The sequence below is a fragment of the Thermoactinomyces sp. FSL K6-2592 genome, assembly GCF_038006465.1.
In the GTDB taxonomy this organism is placed as follows: Bacteria; Bacillota; Bacilli; order Thermoactinomycetales; family Thermoactinomycetaceae; genus Thermoactinomyces; species Thermoactinomyces vulgaris.
Genome location: NZ_JBBOVH010000001.1, coordinates 1,413,095 through 1,427,981, shown reverse-complemented (window position 1 = coordinate 1,427,981; position 14,887 = coordinate 1,413,095). Strand labels below are relative to the sequence as shown.

14 protein-coding genes are annotated in these 14,887 nt (G+C 49.1%); 3 read left to right on the top strand and 11 right to left on the bottom strand.

Annotated elements, in window-relative coordinates; genetic code table 11:
- Positions 1–18 precede the first annotated feature (18 nt).
- Positions 19–789, bottom strand: a complete 771-nt coding sequence (locus NYE37_RS07420; protein ID WP_049720177.1) for a class I SAM-dependent methyltransferase — start codon at positions 787–789, stop codon at positions 19–21.
- A gap of 702 nt (positions 790–1,491) precedes the next feature.
- Between NYE37_RS07420 and NYE37_RS07415 the strand changes: the two genes are divergently transcribed.
- Entirely contained in the window at positions 1,492–1,929 is a 438-nt protein-coding gene (locus tag NYE37_RS07415; protein WP_049720202.1) for a cupin domain-containing protein, read from the top strand.
- 58 nt (positions 1,930–1,987) lie between these two features.
- Here the strand turns inward: NYE37_RS07415 and NYE37_RS07410 are convergent, their stop codons facing one another.
- From NYE37_RS07410 to hmpA, 7 genes are all read right to left on the bottom strand, one after another.
- The gene (locus tag NYE37_RS07410; protein ID WP_049720178.1) at positions 1,988–2,926 is read right to left on the bottom strand and encodes a COX15/CtaA family protein; all 939 of its coding nucleotides are present in this window, start codon (positions 2,924–2,926) and stop codon (positions 1,988–1,990) included.
- Between the two features lie 35 nt (positions 2,927–2,961).
- Positions 2,962–3,882 (bottom strand): heme o synthase, encoded by a 921-nt coding sequence (locus tag NYE37_RS07405; RefSeq protein WP_340711891.1) that lies wholly within the window; start codon positions 3,880–3,882, stop codon positions 2,962–2,964.
- Positions 3,883–3,897: 15 nt separating this feature from the next.
- On the bottom strand, positions 3,898–4,191 hold the full coding sequence (locus tag NYE37_RS07400; RefSeq protein ID WP_037996817.1) for a cytochrome C oxidase subunit IV family protein: 294 nt from the start codon (positions 4,189–4,191) through the stop codon (positions 3,898–3,900).
- The gene (locus tag NYE37_RS07395; RefSeq protein WP_049720179.1) at positions 4,188–4,808 is read right to left on the bottom strand and encodes a cytochrome (ubi)quinol oxidase subunit III; all 621 of its coding nucleotides are present in this window, start codon (positions 4,806–4,808) and stop codon (positions 4,188–4,190) included. Before NYE37_RS07395 ends, NYE37_RS07400 begins: the two co-directional genes overlap by 4 nt.
- Positions 4,809–6,713 carry a cbb3-type cytochrome c oxidase subunit I gene (locus tag NYE37_RS07390; RefSeq protein WP_049720204.1) on the bottom strand — a complete coding sequence of 635 codons (1,905 nt, stop codon included), beginning with the start codon at positions 6,711–6,713 and terminating at the stop codon, positions 4,809–4,811.
- A gap of 62 nt (positions 6,714–6,775) precedes the next feature.
- On the bottom strand, positions 6,776–7,678 hold the full coding sequence (locus NYE37_RS07385) for a ubiquinol oxidase subunit II (protein WP_037996822.1): 903 nt from the start codon (positions 7,676–7,678) through the stop codon (positions 6,776–6,778).
- 332 nt (positions 7,679–8,010) lie between these two features.
- Positions 8,011–9,237: an NO-inducible flavohemoprotein gene (hmpA, locus tag NYE37_RS07380; protein WP_340711890.1), complete on the bottom strand. Its 1,227-nt coding sequence runs from the start codon at positions 9,235–9,237 to the stop codon at positions 8,011–8,013.
- A 292-nt stretch (positions 9,238–9,529) separates the two neighbouring features.
- Between hmpA and NYE37_RS07375 the strand changes: the two genes are divergently transcribed.
- Together NYE37_RS07375 and NYE37_RS07370 are read left to right on the top strand one after the other, a co-directional pair.
- Positions 9,530–10,213 (top strand): Crp/Fnr family transcriptional regulator, encoded by a 684-nt coding sequence (locus NYE37_RS07375; RefSeq protein WP_340711889.1) that lies wholly within the window; start codon positions 9,530–9,532, stop codon positions 10,211–10,213.
- An 83-nt stretch (positions 10,214–10,296) separates the two neighbouring features.
- Positions 10,297–10,617, top strand: coding sequence for a cupin domain-containing protein (locus tag NYE37_RS07370; RefSeq protein WP_049720180.1), 321 nt, complete (start codon positions 10,297–10,299; stop codon positions 10,615–10,617).
- A 116-nt stretch (positions 10,618–10,733) separates the two neighbouring features.
- On the opposite strand, the gene NYE37_RS07365 is transcribed toward NYE37_RS07370, so the two are convergent.
- The 3 genes from NYE37_RS07365 to NYE37_RS07355 form a co-directional block, all read right to left on the bottom strand.
- Positions 10,734–11,600, bottom strand: coding sequence for an HAD family hydrolase (locus NYE37_RS07365; protein ID WP_037996830.1), 867 nt, complete (start codon positions 11,598–11,600; stop codon positions 10,734–10,736).
- 316 nt (positions 11,601–11,916) lie between these two features.
- Entirely contained in the window at positions 11,917–13,248 is a 1,332-nt protein-coding gene (locus NYE37_RS07360) for a 6-phospho-alpha-glucosidase (protein WP_340712048.1), read from the bottom strand.
- A 17-nt stretch (positions 13,249–13,265) separates the two neighbouring features.
- A complete protein-coding gene (locus tag NYE37_RS07355; protein WP_340711888.1) occupies positions 13,266–14,867 on the bottom strand; it encodes a PTS transporter subunit EIIC in 1,602 nt (533 codons plus the stop codon).
- Positions 14,868–14,887: the final 20 nt, after the last annotated feature.

Sequence of the window (14,887 nt, the reverse complement as noted above, 5' to 3'; positions counted from 1 at the left end):
TTCTTCCCATGCAAACCATCATGGTTCCTCCTTCGGTGTGCAAACCAAACAAAAAACGCGATGTGGTATCTTAAGCGTCTCCTCATAATTCTTTTCCAGGAACTCTTTGAACTCATGGTCAAACCTGGCGATTGCATCCGGCGGGAGACTGGCCCCCACCCCTGCGCTTGCCCGGATCCGCCCCCGCCACGCCTCTTGGCTGTATGGAATCATAAGATCAAACGTGAAAGACTCGATACCGGAAAATCCGCCGATCGCCACTTGCGTGAACCACGCCGGATAAACCCCCGTTCCCCCGGCCCCTTGCCAATCCGGATTATACGACAAGATGAGCTTTTCCGTTTTTTCCACAATATTTCCTTTCAGCGGCAGCCAATCCAGGTGGATGATCGCCAGTTTTCCGTGCGAGCGCAAAACACGGCGCACTTCTTTTAACACTTGATCCGCTTGAAACCAGTGCCAGCACTGCCCGGCGGTCACCACATCAAATTCGGAATCCGAAAAGGGCAACGCCTCTGCCCGGGCGATCACATATCGGGAATGGACCCCTTCTTGTTCATCCAGCTCCCGGGCTTCTTTGATCAGCTCTTTGGAAATGTCTATTCCGGTTACCCGGGCCCCTTGCTTGGCAAATTTCCGGGCGAGATACCCGGTTCCGGTCCCGAGATCCAGCACGGATTGTCCCTTGAGACCCACTCCGTACTTTTTAAGACGGTCATATAATTCATCCGGATAACCCGCCCGGTACTTTCGGTAATCGCCGGCAGTCAGGCCAAAATCCACTTTCATCTTTCCGCCTCCCAAACCTGTGATTAAATCGGACTATTGCCGAACCGCATTTTTTCTATTCCGTATTTTTTGTAAATAATGAATACAACCCTGTTCCGTGAACAATCGCAAATTCTGCCACTTTCAGTTTAGCAAAAGAAAAACAAACAAGTCAGTAAACCATGCACCATAAACATCCCGAAAGTCCCTCCCAAAAAAATGAACAAAATGGTTTTCTTCCCAAACAGAAAATATTTTGACAAAAAAATCCGATCCTTTTACGAATAACTCTTTGGGAACTGGTTTCATTGCTGATCCAATCTGTAAAAGAAACGGAGGGATAAAGATAGAAATCCTATATTTAATTTTGATCTACGCCGTACTGTCATCGATCTTCCTATTCGGGGCTATCACTTTTGGAAAAAAGTTGAATTGGGAACCCAAATCGGCCTATATTTTGGCTAGTATCCTGGATAGTGTTTTGCTTATCATTTTAATCATTTTGTATTTAATTTGAAACATTTTGACAAAAAAGACCTCACATCACGAGGTCTTTTTCTTTTGTGTTCACTCTTTGATTTCAAAAACACGGAACATCTGCCCACGGATCCCCATATGTATAATGTGAAATCACCTTTGAAAAAAGCATGAATACCTTTGAAAGGGATGAGCAATGTGTATCACTACATGTATCCTCCTTATCCGTATCCTTATTATGCTCAAATGCCTGATCCATCCAACCCCAACAGGGTCCGGTTCGAAGATCAGGGAAAAAAACCTTTTGTCATCAATATCGAACAAGCGGCTGAACAAAACCAAACGTTTCGCACGGCCATCTGGACGGGAGATCATTTGCAGGTGACTTTGATGAGCATTAACCCCGGGGAAGATATCGGCCTGGAAGTCCACCGCAATGTAGACCAGTTCTTGCGCATTGAAGAAGGCCAGGGCTGGGTGCAAATGGGACCGCAAAGAGACCGGTTAAATTTCCAAAGAGCCGTATTTGAAGATGATGCCATCATGGTTCCGGCCGGCACATGGCACAACATTATCAATACGGGATATCAGCCTTTGAAACTCTACAGCATTTACGCCCCGCCGGAGCATCCGTTCGGCACGGTTCACCGGACCAAGCGGGATGCGATGGAAAGAGAAAGATAATTTTCCCCAAATAAAAAACAGGCCACCATGATAAGGTGGCCTTACTCTTGTCAATCTTTCATAGTCTGTTTCTTCTCTGTGGCACGGTTTTAAAAGCCAGCCAACTCAACAGGCAAATGATCAGGCTGGGAAAGGTAACATGAAGCAGGAAGGCCGCCAGGCTCAGTCCGGTGTAAATCAACAAACCGCCACTTAAAAACTGCAAGACGATCAGGATTAACATGGCCCGGCAGATGCCCCACAAATCCTTTCTTTCCTGACGCATCCGGTAAGCCAACACGCTCAGCCGGAGGATCATCAAAAGAAGGACAAAACCTGAAAGGCGGTGAACCCAGTCAATCACCAGCGCATGCCGGGCGATTTCATAAGGTTCCGTCGGCACCGGCCATCCTTGAAAGAAAGAACCGGAACCGGTAAATGAGACATACGCCCCGAAGTACACCACGAAGAAGAAATATATCACCGCGAACCAGGCCCATTGTCCCAGCTTTTTCATCCCGGCCGGATCCGCTTCCTTTTGGTGGCGTGACGGGTCCACCTCGTTTCGGTACAACCATCCCGTCCACAAAAACAATCCCACCACCGAAGTGAGAGCCATCCCCATATGAAAAGCCAACACCCACGGCGGGTTGTCAAAAAGAACCGTCAACGCGCCCAATACCGACTCCCCGATAAATCCCGAAAAACAAATGCCGATAATGATTCGCATCGCTTTCCGGTCCCGGTATCGTGTCCAGGAGAGGACGGTCAACACGATTAAGAGGATCATGTCAACCAGGACACTCACCCGGTGGGTGTATTCAATGGCAACATGCTTATCCCATTCGCTTGGAATCCATTCCCCGTTACAGAGGGGCCATTCTTCGCCACAACCAAAAGTGGACCCTGTCTTGGTGTCGACAAAACCGATGAGATTGACCAAAAACAACCCGATCAGCGTGATGAGCGCCAACGGATAAAGTTTTTTCCGATGGCGGAAAATGGTTGCCGTTTGCATCCTCTCCCTCCCTTCTTAGAAAAAAAGGAGAAATTTTATATCAATACATCCATGGCCATGGCAGCAAACAAAACCGTCAAATAAGCCAATGAAGCCCGAAAAGCCCGTCTCGCCCACAGGATCTCGTCATCCGGTTCACGCCACATCAAGATCTGAGCCGCCAAAAAAGCCAACCCGGCAAAGACGGCCGTGACCAGATAAAAACCACCAACCGCTCCGGTCATCGCCAATCCCAAAGAAACAGGCAAAAGAAGCACCGTATAAACCAAACATTGCCGTTTTGTGACACGAAAACCCCGGACTGCCGGCATCATGGGAACGTGCGCCAAGCGATACTCCTCATTTCTCACCATGGCCAGCGGCCAGAAATGAGGCGGCGTCCAAACGAAGATTATGGCAAACAACCACACGGCTGTCCAACCGATTTCCCCCGTCACCGCAGCGCATCCCACCATCGGGGGAAGAGCGCCGGCTCCGCCCCCGATGACAATGTTGAGCGGTGTTCTCCGTTTCAACCACACCGTGTAGATCACGGTGTAATACAAGTAGCCGGCCAGCGCCAAGAGTGCGGAAAGCCCGTTGACGAAAACGGCCAACCAAATCAGGGACAACAATCCCAGACCCAATCCGAACCAAAGCGCGGATTGCGGACGGATCCGCCCGGTGGGAAGCGGACGTTGAATGGTGCGTTCCATCAGTTGATCCATGTCACGGTCGTACCACATGTTAAAAGCGGATGCCCCCGCGGCACACAACGCCAAACCGACCGACATATGAACCAAGGTCCAAACCTCCGGCCATCCCCCCTCGGCAACGATGGCGGAACAAAGCGCCGAAAAAACCATCAGGAGTACAATCCGCGGTTTGGTCAAGGCCACATACGCCTTGACCTTATTGATCACCGCAGGAAGCAACCGGGTGTCTGATGAAACCGCATGAACCGATGGAGCCGGCATTTTCCTCACCCCTTATTAAAAGTAACTGAAGGTCATCACCCAAATGGATCCGGCTATCACGGCAAACGTAAACACAAATCCCAGCGAAATGGCGATGGTATGATAAGCCGGCCCTTTTTTTTCATTGATGTGCATAAAGAAAACCAACTGAATCAAAATTTGCAAGGCGGCCAACACCAGCAAGACCGTCAAGGTCCCAACCATGGAAAGCGGGGAACGGACGGCAACCCCGATGGCCAAAAACGTGAGCACGATCGATCCGATAAATCCGATCACATGAGACCAGGGGAAACTGCTTGTTTTTTTCATTCAATCACCCCCACCAGATAAACCAGCGTGAAGATCAGGATCCACACCACATCCAAGAAGTGCCAGTAGAGTCCCGCGTTTGTGAATTTCCTTGCCGTGGCCGGATTGATGGATTGGCGCTTCAGCTGAACCATCACAGAGGCAAGCCAACCCATGCCCAGACATACGTGAAGTCCGTGGGTTCCAAGCAGTGTATAAAATCCGGACAAAAACGCGCTCCGCTGCATGGTGGCCCCTTCGGCAGCGTATTTGACAAACTCACTGGCCTCAATCCCGACAAACGCCAATCCCAAGGCGATCGTGGCGGCGATCCACCCGATCATGGCATTCAACCGGTGGTTTTTCATCGCGTGCATCGCCAAACCACAGGTGAAACTGCTGGTCAAAAGCAGGATGGTTTCCAGCGTGAACAGCGGAATTTCAAACAGTTCGGCCGCGGACGGGCCCCCGTCGGTATGCGTACGCAAGACAAAATAAGTGGCGATGATGCTGGCAAATAGCACCAAATCCGACGCAAGGAACACCCAAAAGCCCAGAACATAACGGTCTTGATCCTCGTGATGTTCATGGTCATGCGCTTGGTGATCCAAAACAGCTTGTTGTTCCGTCGCTCCCATTTACGACACCCCCTTGGCAGTCGCTTTTTTGATTTCATCGACGGGAATGAAATAACCCTCATCCTTTTCCAACGAGCGCCACAACATACATGCAATGATCCCGATCAACCCGATGACCGCAATGGTGAATTGACTGAACACCAATCCGAATCCGCCGATAAAGAAGGCGATCGACATGAGGAACGGAATGGGCGTATTTTTCGGCATGTGGATCGGTTTGAGTTTTGAACCGGTTTTCAAACTGTCCCGGTTGCCCCGTTTTTTCTCCCACCAGGCGTCAAAACTGCCCACTTCCGGGATTTGGGCAAAGTTGTAATGCGGTGCAGGGGAAGGAATCGACCATTCGAGGGTGCGGCCGTCCCACGGATCTCCGGTTGTGTCCAACTCTTTATGGAACAAGCTGTAGACAATTTGAGCACCGATGAACAAGAAACCGGCTCCCATCATAAAGGCACCGATGGTGGAGACAAAGTTGAGATCTCCCCAACCCGATTCAGCCGGGTAAGTGTACACGCGCCGGGTCATGCCCATGAATCCCAAAGCGTATTGCGGCATGAAGCAGACATAAAAGCCGATGTTAAAGAACCAGAACCCCCATTTTCCAAGCTTCTCGTTTAATTTGAAGCCAAACACTTTCGGCCACCAGTAATACATTCCGGCCAACAGTCCGAAGACGGCTCCTCCGATCAAGACTTGATGGAAGTGGGCAATGAGGAAATAACTGTTGTGGAACTGATAATCCGCCGGTGCCATCGCCAGCATGATTCCGGTTGCCCCGCCCACGACAAAGCAAGGAATGAAAGCAAGTGCCCACATCATCGGCAGGGTCAGCCGGATGCGTCCTCTGAACATCGTAAACAGCCAGTTAAACACCTTCACACCCGTCGGAATTCCGACCGCCATGGAAGCGACGGCAAAGAAACTGTTGACTCCGGGGCCGGCCCCCATCACAAAGTAATGGTGTGCCCAGACGAAGTAACTGATCACGCTGATAAGCATCAGCGACATCACCATCGATTTGTAACCAAAAATGCGTTTCTTGCTGAAGGTGCTGATCACTTCCGACAAAATTCCGTAAACCGGCAGGATGGCAATGTATACTTCCGGGTGACCCCAAATCCAGAACAGGTTGATATACATCATCGGGTTCCCGCCGCCATCCATCGTAAAGAAATGGGTATCAAAAATCCGGTCCAACCCGAGAAGCGCCAAAGCCACGGTCAAGGCCGGGAAAGCGAAAATAATGATGATGCAAGACCCGAGAACCGACCAGGGAAACAGTGGCATTTTCATCAAGGTCATGCCGGGTGCCCGCATTTTCAGGATCGTGACGATAAAGTTGACACCGGTTGCAATGCTTCCGATTCCTGAGATCTGGAGCGACATCAGGTAGTAGTTGATTCCGGGGCCCGGACTGAAATCCACTTCGGATAACGGCGGATAAGCCACCCATCCGGCGTCCGGCGCACCGCCCAGAATAAAGGAAAGATTAAACAGCATCGCACCGAAGAAAAACAACCAGAAACTGAGTGCGTTCAAGAAAGGAAATGCGACATCGCGTGCCCCGATTTGAAGGGGAACCGCAATGTTCATCATGGCAAAGATCATCGGCATGGCCACAAACAAGATCATGATCGTTCCGTGTGTGGAAAAAATTTCGTTATAATGTTGCGGATCGAGAAAGTGCATATTGGGCGCCGCCAGCTGAATCCGCATCAACAGCGCATCCACGCCACCGCGGAACAACATGATCAGGGCGCAGATCAGATACATCACCCCGATTTTTTTATGGTCCACCGTGGTCAGCCATTCGCGCCACAACCAGCCCCACTTTTTAAAATATGTCAGCACAAAGATGATCCCGAGCAGAACAACCAAGGAAGCAACCGCTGACATTTGAATCATGGGGTGGGCGTTTTTCAGGTAATCAACGATTTGCTGAATCACTGTTGGATCCCACCTTTCCGTTATTCATGAACAGGTTCATGGCGAACGTCCATATCATGTTTGTCCCAATAGATTCCTCCGTTTTTATCCACGATTTGTTTGTAAAGTTTGGGCGGATAAGACGAGTACGACTGCTCTTTTGCCAAACCCGGCTGTTTCAATTGATCATATTTTTCTCCTGTGAAAGCAGGTGCGGATTTCTTCACGCTTTCTGCCCATGCATCGAATTCCGCCTGCGGTTTGGCAATCACTTCAAAATTCATGTGGGCAAAGCCTTTTCCGGTAAAGTTGGCTCCTTTTCCTTCATACACACCGGGTTTGTCGGCTTGCAACCAAAGCGGCATCTCCATTCCCGGCATGGTGTACAATTGCCCGCCCAATTCCGGAACCCAGAAGGAGTTCATGGGGGCATCTGAAGTGAGCACAAATTGAACCGGAACCCCTGCCGGAACGGGTGCATGGTTCACCGTGGCAATGTTTTGTTCCGGATACAAGAAAAGCCATTTCCAGTCCAATGAAACCACTTCAATGGTGATCGGCTTGTTCGGTGAAGGTTTTTTCGTCAATCCATATGTGTCCCGAACCGTTGCCACACTCAAGATGGCGACAATCACCACCGGAATGGTCCACCAGATGATCTCCATGATTTTGCTGTCATCCCACTCCGGACGGTAGGAAGCTTTATTCCCCGGTTTGTCCCGATACCGGTAAACCACATAGAAGAAGAACAGCATCACCGGGATCACAATCAAAGACAGCATGAGAACGGACAACTTGATCAGATCATACAGAGTCATGGCGACCGGTCCGGACGGATTAAACATGACATAACGGTCATCGCATCCTGTCAGCAATAAAATGAGAACAAATCCCGGTACCGGCAAAAGCTTTCTCAGTCTGTTGGATGCCCGCAATTTCTTCAACAATTCTCCCTCCCATAACACTTGGAATGTCACTGGCTGATGAGTCCAATTCTCCAGATTTTGTGACAAACATCACAAATGAAGGGTTCATAAAAATGATTCATGTCCTTGTGTCTCTGGTATGAATTCCTCCTGCCTGTATTTCATTTTTTTGTTACACCTTCACTTTAAACGGGGCGTTGCGCCGCTTTTGTGATTCACATCACATAACGGATGTCGTTCACAAAATGGCGACAAAATGTTTGACACTTTGTCAATTTCTTTTCTTTGCCACGGCTTATAAGCTCTGCAAACAAAAAAACCACCCGTATCGGGTGGTTTTCATTTTCCCGTCATGAACCGGCATCCATGGTGTCAAGCGGGCGAAAAGCTTCATAATGAATGCGGCTTTCATCCACATTCATCTCTCGGAGCGCCGAATAAACAACTTCCATAAACGGAACCGGGCCGCACAAATAAAAATCGGCACCGGTATGGTCCACCACGGACTCCAGCCACTTTTTGTCAATCCATCCCTCTTTGTCAAAGGATTTTTCCGCTCGGTCCTCTTCGGTCGGCGATTCATAAATCACATAAGATTTCAGCCGATCACAAGTTGCCGCCAAACGGGCCACATGCTCTTTCATTGCATGGTGTTTGCCGTTTATGGCCGCATGAATGCAGGTTACATCCCGGTCCGGCTGTTTTTCCACCAAGGTGTTCAACATGCTCATGAGGGGAGTGAACCCGACACCTCCGCTGATCAACACGACCGGGTTCGTGGATTCGGTATCCAAAACAAAATCACCAGCCGGCGAACTGAATTCAAGCACATCCCCTTCCTGCACCTGTTCATGCAACCAGGTGGAAACCACGCCGGGAGGATTTCCATCCCGGACATCTTCCCGTTTCACGCTGATCCGGTAGGTGTCCTTTCCGGGAGCATCGGACAAACTGTAATGGCGGTGATGCATGTATTTTTCACCCGGAATCTTTGCCCGGATGGTCAGATACTGTCCGGGACGGAATGAAGCAAGGGGCTTATTGTCTTTGGGTTTTAAATAGAAGGAGGTGATCACCTCGCTCTCCTTCACTTTTTTCACCACCACAAATTCCCGGAAACCTTCCCAATTGCCTTCTTCCGATTCCGTTTGTTCATACAACTTTTGTTCGATTCCGATGAATTGATTGGCGATGTAATCATAGGCCTTCACCCAAGCCTGGATAATCTCATCCGTCGCTCCGTCCCCCAACACATCTTTGACAGCCTCAATCAGCGTTTCGCCCACCACAGTATATTGTTCCGGTTTGACCCCGAGCGCCCGGTGTTTATGGGCGATTTTCATGATGAGTGGTTGGATGTCCTCCAAACGGTCGATATGCTCCCCGCTCACATAGACGGAATGCGCCAAGGAACGTTGCTGCAAACCGCGTTTTTGGTTACTGTGGTTAAAAATATGGAGCAACTCCGGATGACGGGTGAACAATAATTCATAAAACCGTTTTCCGATCGCTACACTGTTTTCTTTCAGTACCGGAGCCGTTGTTTTAATGATTTCCATCGTTTTTGCATCCAGCATTTATAAAAAGCCTCCTCCAGCAAAAATCCCCTTTTATTTTAGGCAACCATTCATGCTTCCTTGTCGTGTGTTTTTCTTCATCCCGACAACATAAAATATAACAAATTATATAAAATGATTTATTAAACATTATAAACATTGTCATATGAACAAAATGTGATCTGGATCACAAAAATGCAGGTGTTCACAGAACGTTGACAGAACCGAAAACGCTTTGTTGTTGACGAACGGGGAACGCATCCCTTTGAATGAAATTAAACACCATTTATTTTCATTTCTGGAGGCGGTAACTATGAACCGCAAGGTTGAAATCTTGAAACGGGCGCCTCTCTTCCGGGACCTGAACATCGAAGAGCTGGAGAAAATCGCACAAATCACCTCCTTGAAGGAATACCCCAAACATTCCACCATTTTTATGGAAGCGCAACCAAGAACAACGGTTTACTTCATCGAGTCGGGAGTCATTAAAGTCACCAAAGTGGACAATCAAGGAAACGAACAAGTGATTTCGATCCTCCAAAAAGGAGATATGTTTCCTCACGTGGGTTTTTTTGACGACTCCCCCTACCCCGGAACAGCACAAACCATCCAAAACAGCAAACTCCTGGCGATCCCTATCCATGACTTTGACCGCCTGCTGGATGCCAATCCCCAAATCGCCAAATCCGTCATGAAAATCATGGCCGTTAAAATTTTGCAACTGCAAAGGCGCCTTCAGGAAGTCATTTCCGGCGATGTTTATCACAAAGTGGTCATGACTTTGCTGAGGCTCGTCGATGAATACGGCGTCTCCAAAGACAAAAGCATCTTCATTTCCCTGCCTTTAACCCACCAGGATTTTGCCAATATGCTGGGATTGTCGCGGGAATCCGTCAACCGGGTGTTAAACCAGTTAAAAAAGGAGAACTTGATTGATGTGAGCCGGAAAGGAATCAAAATTCTGGACTTGAAAACCCTGCAAGACAAACTCTCGTGATCTTTTTTGTGAGATATATCACATCACATGCCCCGAATCTATGCCATACTCAAATTAAGTTTTGAAAGAAGGAGGCTCCGCCTGTGTCTTTGGTTGAAATCAAAAAAGAAGGACCGATTGATAAAGGAGTCACTCGCAACAAAGTACTCGACTTTGATCAAGGAATGGCGATCAATCTGCAAATCAAAGCCGGGGAAACCGTCCCCCGCCATCATGCCAATACCGATGTGATTGTTTATGTGGCAAGCGGGGAAGTCCTCTTTGGTGTGGAAGAGAATCGGCACCATATGAAAGAAGGATCGTTGCTGCATTTGAAACCCTTTGAAAAGCATGACATTGAAGCGCTTCAGGATGCGAGCCTGCTGGTGTTTAAAATCGGCTCCAACCCCCGTTGCAGTTTATGATCATAAAAAACGGACGGCCCTTAAGCCGCCCTTTTTTATTGTCCGGAAACCGCATTAAAAACAGCTCCACATACAAAAAGTTGCCGGCAGCTTTTCCTGCCGGCAACCCTCTGCGCTTACGAACCGAAAAATTCTTTTCGCAGAAAATGGTATAATCCATTCTCGTCATACGGAAGTTCCGTCACTTCATCCGCATTCTCTTTGATTTCATCCGCTGCGTTTTGCATGGCCACCGCACGGGATGCCAATGCAAACATCGAGAGGTCATTTTCGCTGTCGCCAACGGCCATCAAATGGGCAGGCGCAAGTTGATATTCTTTTAACACCAAGTTCAACCCGTATGCCTTCGAAACCTGGTCAGCCATGATTTCACAATTATGCTTGGAAGAAGACAAAAGGGTAAACGGCGTGCGATTTTTCATCTGCTCCAATTCATTTCGCCATTTCCGGATATTCTCCGGTTCCATGCTGAAAAAATAAATTTTGACGATATCTTCATCCACCAAATGATCCAGCCAAACCATTTTTTCTTTTAAAGCGGCTTTCCGGGAGAGCCATTCATTTGCAAACAATGTGTCAGGCTTTTCCCGGAACACTTCCTCCATCATCCGCTCTTTCTCTTTTGCCAGAGCAAAACGGACGCCTTCTGCCGTGTGAACTTCATAATAGATGTTCTTTTGTCCGGCTTGAAAAACGGCTTCTCTCACGACGGACGGATCCAAAGTGCGGCGGGAAATGATCCGGTCCCCGATATAAGTCACCGCCCCGTTGGCTGTCACCACCCCGTCGATTTCCAGATGTTCCGGAAGAACCCGCCGGACTTCGGGAAAGGTCCGTCCGGTCGCGACAAAAATCCGGATCCCCTTTTGCTTGAGTTGTCTGAACAGATCAACCAATTCCGGCTCCACCTGACTGTTTACATTTAACATCGTCCCGTCCATGTCCAGTGCAATCGCTTTGATCTCTGCCCGGTTTCTTTCCATGGCCCTCCCCTTTCTCATTCCTGTTTGTACATACATGCTATCATACACATCCCCGGCGGTTTCCTCAACTCCGCCTCTTCATCCCCGGCACCTTCCCCCGCTTGTCATCAATCATTCTGCTTGAATTTAGTTTGTGTTGCAAACTTATTTGCGATGTCAAGAAAGTTGAAACGCATTTTGAGAACGGACGTTGCCGCTTCGGTTGCTTCCGTCCGTTCTCTCTTTGAAAATCGCCATCCCTTTCGCATCAGCGTTTGTTTCAAAACAAAAAACATCCAAGCCTGAAAAGGCTTGGATCCAAAATCCGGGCCAAACGTCATTTTAATTCCGGCCAGTATCCCCGGTTGGCCTCAATCAGGTCATCCAGCACTTTTTTCGCCACTTTGGCACTGGGGACGGTTTTGGACAGGGTCAAAGCCTGCCACAATTTTTGGTAACTGCCTTCGATGTAGGCTTGCACCACCATTTTTTCCACGGTAACTTGTTGAAGCATCAAAGCTCTTTGGAATTCGGGAATTTTTCCCTGGCTGAGCGGTTCCGGGCCGTCGGAGCCGACAATGCACGGGACCTCAACCATGGCATCATCATCAAAGTTGGCAATGGCACCGTTATTTTCGACAATCATAATCATCCGCTCATGGGTGTTAAATGCAATGGCCCGGGCCAGATCGACGATGAAGGTTGCATGGCTGCCGATGGCAAATTCACTTCCTGCCGCCGTCCCTTTTTCAATGATTTCTCTGGCGGTGGAAAAGACTTTCTTCTCCCTCCCGTCCATCACTTCATTGGCCCGCGTGTATTTGGGGTTGGAACTTTCAACCACTTCATCGGGATAGAAATAATATTTTAAATACGTGTTGGGCAAAAACCGCGGGTCGACCGCCAACAAATCTTTCGCTTTTTTATGCGTTTCCTGCCAGCTGGGATCCATGTGCTGGGTATCGACTTCGATCTGGGTCAAATACCCGTTTTCTTTCACATATTCGCGGATTTGCGGCAGGTATTCATTGCCTTCCTTGTCTTTGACGCTGGTCCACCAACCGAAGTGATTCAACCCGAAATAACGAACATCCAACTCTTTCGGCGTTTTGCCGATAATCTGGGACATTCTCCGGAGGGTTCCCACCGGCAGGTCGCAAATGTTCAGCACTTTGGCATTCGGGCGGAGAATCCGGCAGGCTTCGGCCACGATGGCGGCCGGATTGGAGTAGTTTAACATCCACGCATCCGGGGAGTATTTTTCCATCCAATCGATTAATTCAATCATCGGTCCGATGCTACGCATGCCATAAGCAATGCCTCCGGGACCGCACGTTTCCTGGCCGACCACCCCGTGTTTGAGCGGAATTTTTTCATCCAGCTCGCGCATTTCATATTTCCCGACCCGGATGTGGGCAAAACAGAAATCGATGTCCGTGAATGCTTCTTCCGGATCGGTGGTGTAAGTGTACTCGATCTCCGGCGCACGTTCGTTCAACACGATTTTCAAGGCTTCCCCGATCATGTGTTGCCGCTTTTCATCGTTATCGTATAATTTCAATTTCCGGATCGGAAACGTTTCCAAATGATCCAACAGCATCATGACGATTCCCGGTGTATAAGTGCTTCCTCCGCCTGCAATCACAATGGAAAACTTTTTCATCACCATCTCTTCCTTTCTGTGAGTCATTCTTGACCGGCGCGTCCCAAATACCGGTCCACGGCTTTCCGGATGTTTGTCACCTGCAATCCGTAAACCACCTGCACGTTTTGGTCGCGAATAATCACTCCGCTGGCACCGGTTTCATTTTTCAAAACCGTTTCATCCACCTTTTCCGGATGAACCAATGTCAGCCGGAGACGTGTGTAACAATTGGTCACCGCTTGGATGTTTTCCGCCCCGCCGAGCGCGCGGACAATGACACCGGCCACATCGGATGTTTCCTTTGAAGCTTGTCCTACGGTTTGGGTTTGTTTCTTTTTCTCCTGGTAATCTTTTTTGGAATAGAGCCGGACTTCTTGTCCTTTTTCTTCCCGGCCGATCGTTTGAAAATTGAATTTGACGATCAGGAAACGGAAAACCACGTAATAAATGACAAAGAACATCAGTCCAACCAACACATACATTGGCCAACTGGTTTTCTGGATACCCAGCGGCAGGTTGTACAGCAAAAAGTCAATCATCCCGTTGGGCCCGATGGCGCGCACATCCAGCAGGTTGAGAACCACCATGCTGAGCCCGCTGAATACGGCATGCACCGCAAACAACAACGGCGCGACAAACATAAAGGAAAATTCAATCGGTTCGGTCACCCCGGCAATGAAGGAAGTAAACGCCGCCGGAAGCAACACCGCTTTGGCCTTGGCTTTGTTTTCAGGTTTGGCCGTGTGGTACATCGCCAGGCACGCCCCGATCAACCCAAACATCTTGGAAATCCCGCGCGCATCCCAGATCACGCTCTCCGAAAGCCGGGTAACCCCCGGATGAGCAATCTCCGCATAATAGATGTTCCGGGCTCCTTCATAAATTTGTCCGCCGACTTCGGCCACTCCCCCCAGTGAAGTGTACAAAAACGGGGTATATACCAGGTGATGCAATCCGGTCGGGATGAGCAAGCGTTCCAATGCCCCGTACAAAAAGATCCCAAAACTCCCGCTCCGTTGAATCAGCGTCCCCAAGCTGTTGATCCCGCTTTGGAAAAAAGGCCAGATGTACATCAAGACCCCGGCCAGCAACACCACCGCCGGAATCAGGAGGATAAAGACGAAACGGGATCCGCCGTAAATTTGAAAAGCGCTTTTGAATTCCGTATCGATCCACCGGTTATGAATAAAAGCGGTTACAATTCCGAGAATGATTCCCAAAAAAACGCCCATATCCAGAATTTGCACGCCCAAAACCAGGGTTTGCCCCGTTCCTTGCAGCGATTCCGCCTCCACCAACAATCCGCTCAATTCCATAAACTTATTCATCGCGTGAACAAAGACCAAATAACCCAGCAAGGCGGTGAATCCTGCGACCGGCTTTTCTTTCCGGGCCAGGCCGACCGTGATTCCCACACAGAAAATAAGCCCCAGATTGCCCAGAATGGAAACCAGGGATCCGGCCAATATGGAGCCAAATCCGGTTGTCACCGGGTTATTCATCAAAGGAACGGTTTCCAAGAGTTTGGGATTGGTCAACAAATTTCCAAGTGCGATCAATATCCCCGCAATCGGCAGAATCAGGACGGGAATAAACATCGCTTTGGAAAACCGTTGCATGGCTTCCATCAGCTTTGCCTTCATGGTGACACCTCCAGTTCAGT

What these genes read in the sequence shown, in the direction of transcription:
- NYE37_RS07420 (WP_049720177.1), bottom strand. Translation starts at nt 789, where the DNA reads ATGAAAGTGGATTTTGGCCTGACTGCCGGCGATTACCGAAAGTACCGG.
- NYE37_RS07415 (WP_049720202.1), top strand. Translation starts at nt 1,492, where the DNA reads ATGCCTGATCCATCCAACCCCAACAGGGTCCGGTTCGAAGATCAGGGA.
- NYE37_RS07410 (WP_049720178.1), bottom strand. Translation starts at nt 2,926, where the DNA reads ATGCAAACGGCAACCATTTTCCGCCATCGGAAAAAACTTTATCCGTTG.
- NYE37_RS07405 (WP_340711891.1), bottom strand. Translation starts at nt 3,882, where the DNA reads ATGCCGGCTCCATCGGTTCATGCGGTTTCATCAGACACCCGGTTGCTT.
- NYE37_RS07400 (WP_037996817.1), bottom strand. Translation starts at nt 4,191, where the DNA reads ATGAAAAAAACAAGCAGTTTCCCCTGGTCTCATGTGATCGGATTTATC.
- NYE37_RS07395 (WP_049720179.1), bottom strand. Translation starts at nt 4,808, where the DNA reads ATGGGAGCGACGGAACAACAAGCTGTTTTGGATCACCAAGCGCATGAC.
- NYE37_RS07390 (WP_049720204.1), bottom strand. Translation starts at nt 6,713, where the DNA reads ATGATTCAAATGTCAGCGGTTGCTTCCTTGGTTGTTCTGCTCGGGATC.
- hmpA (WP_340711890.1), bottom strand. Translation starts at nt 9,237, where the DNA reads ATGCTGGATGCAAAAACGATGGAAATCATTAAAACAACGGCTCCGGTA.
- NYE37_RS07375 (WP_340711889.1), top strand. Translation starts at nt 9,530, where the DNA reads ATGAACCGCAAGGTTGAAATCTTGAAACGGGCGCCTCTCTTCCGGGAC.
- NYE37_RS07365 (WP_037996830.1), bottom strand. Translation starts at nt 11,600, where the DNA reads ATGGAAAGAAACCGGGCAGAGATCAAAGCGATTGCACTGGACATGGAC.
- NYE37_RS07360 (WP_340712048.1), bottom strand. Translation starts at nt 13,248, where the DNA reads ATGGTGATGAAAAAGTTTTCCATTGTGATTGCAGGCGGAGGAAGCACT.
- NYE37_RS07355 (WP_340711888.1), bottom strand. Translation starts at nt 14,867, where the DNA reads ATGAAGGCAAAGCTGATGGAAGCCATGCAACGGTTTTCCAAAGCGATG.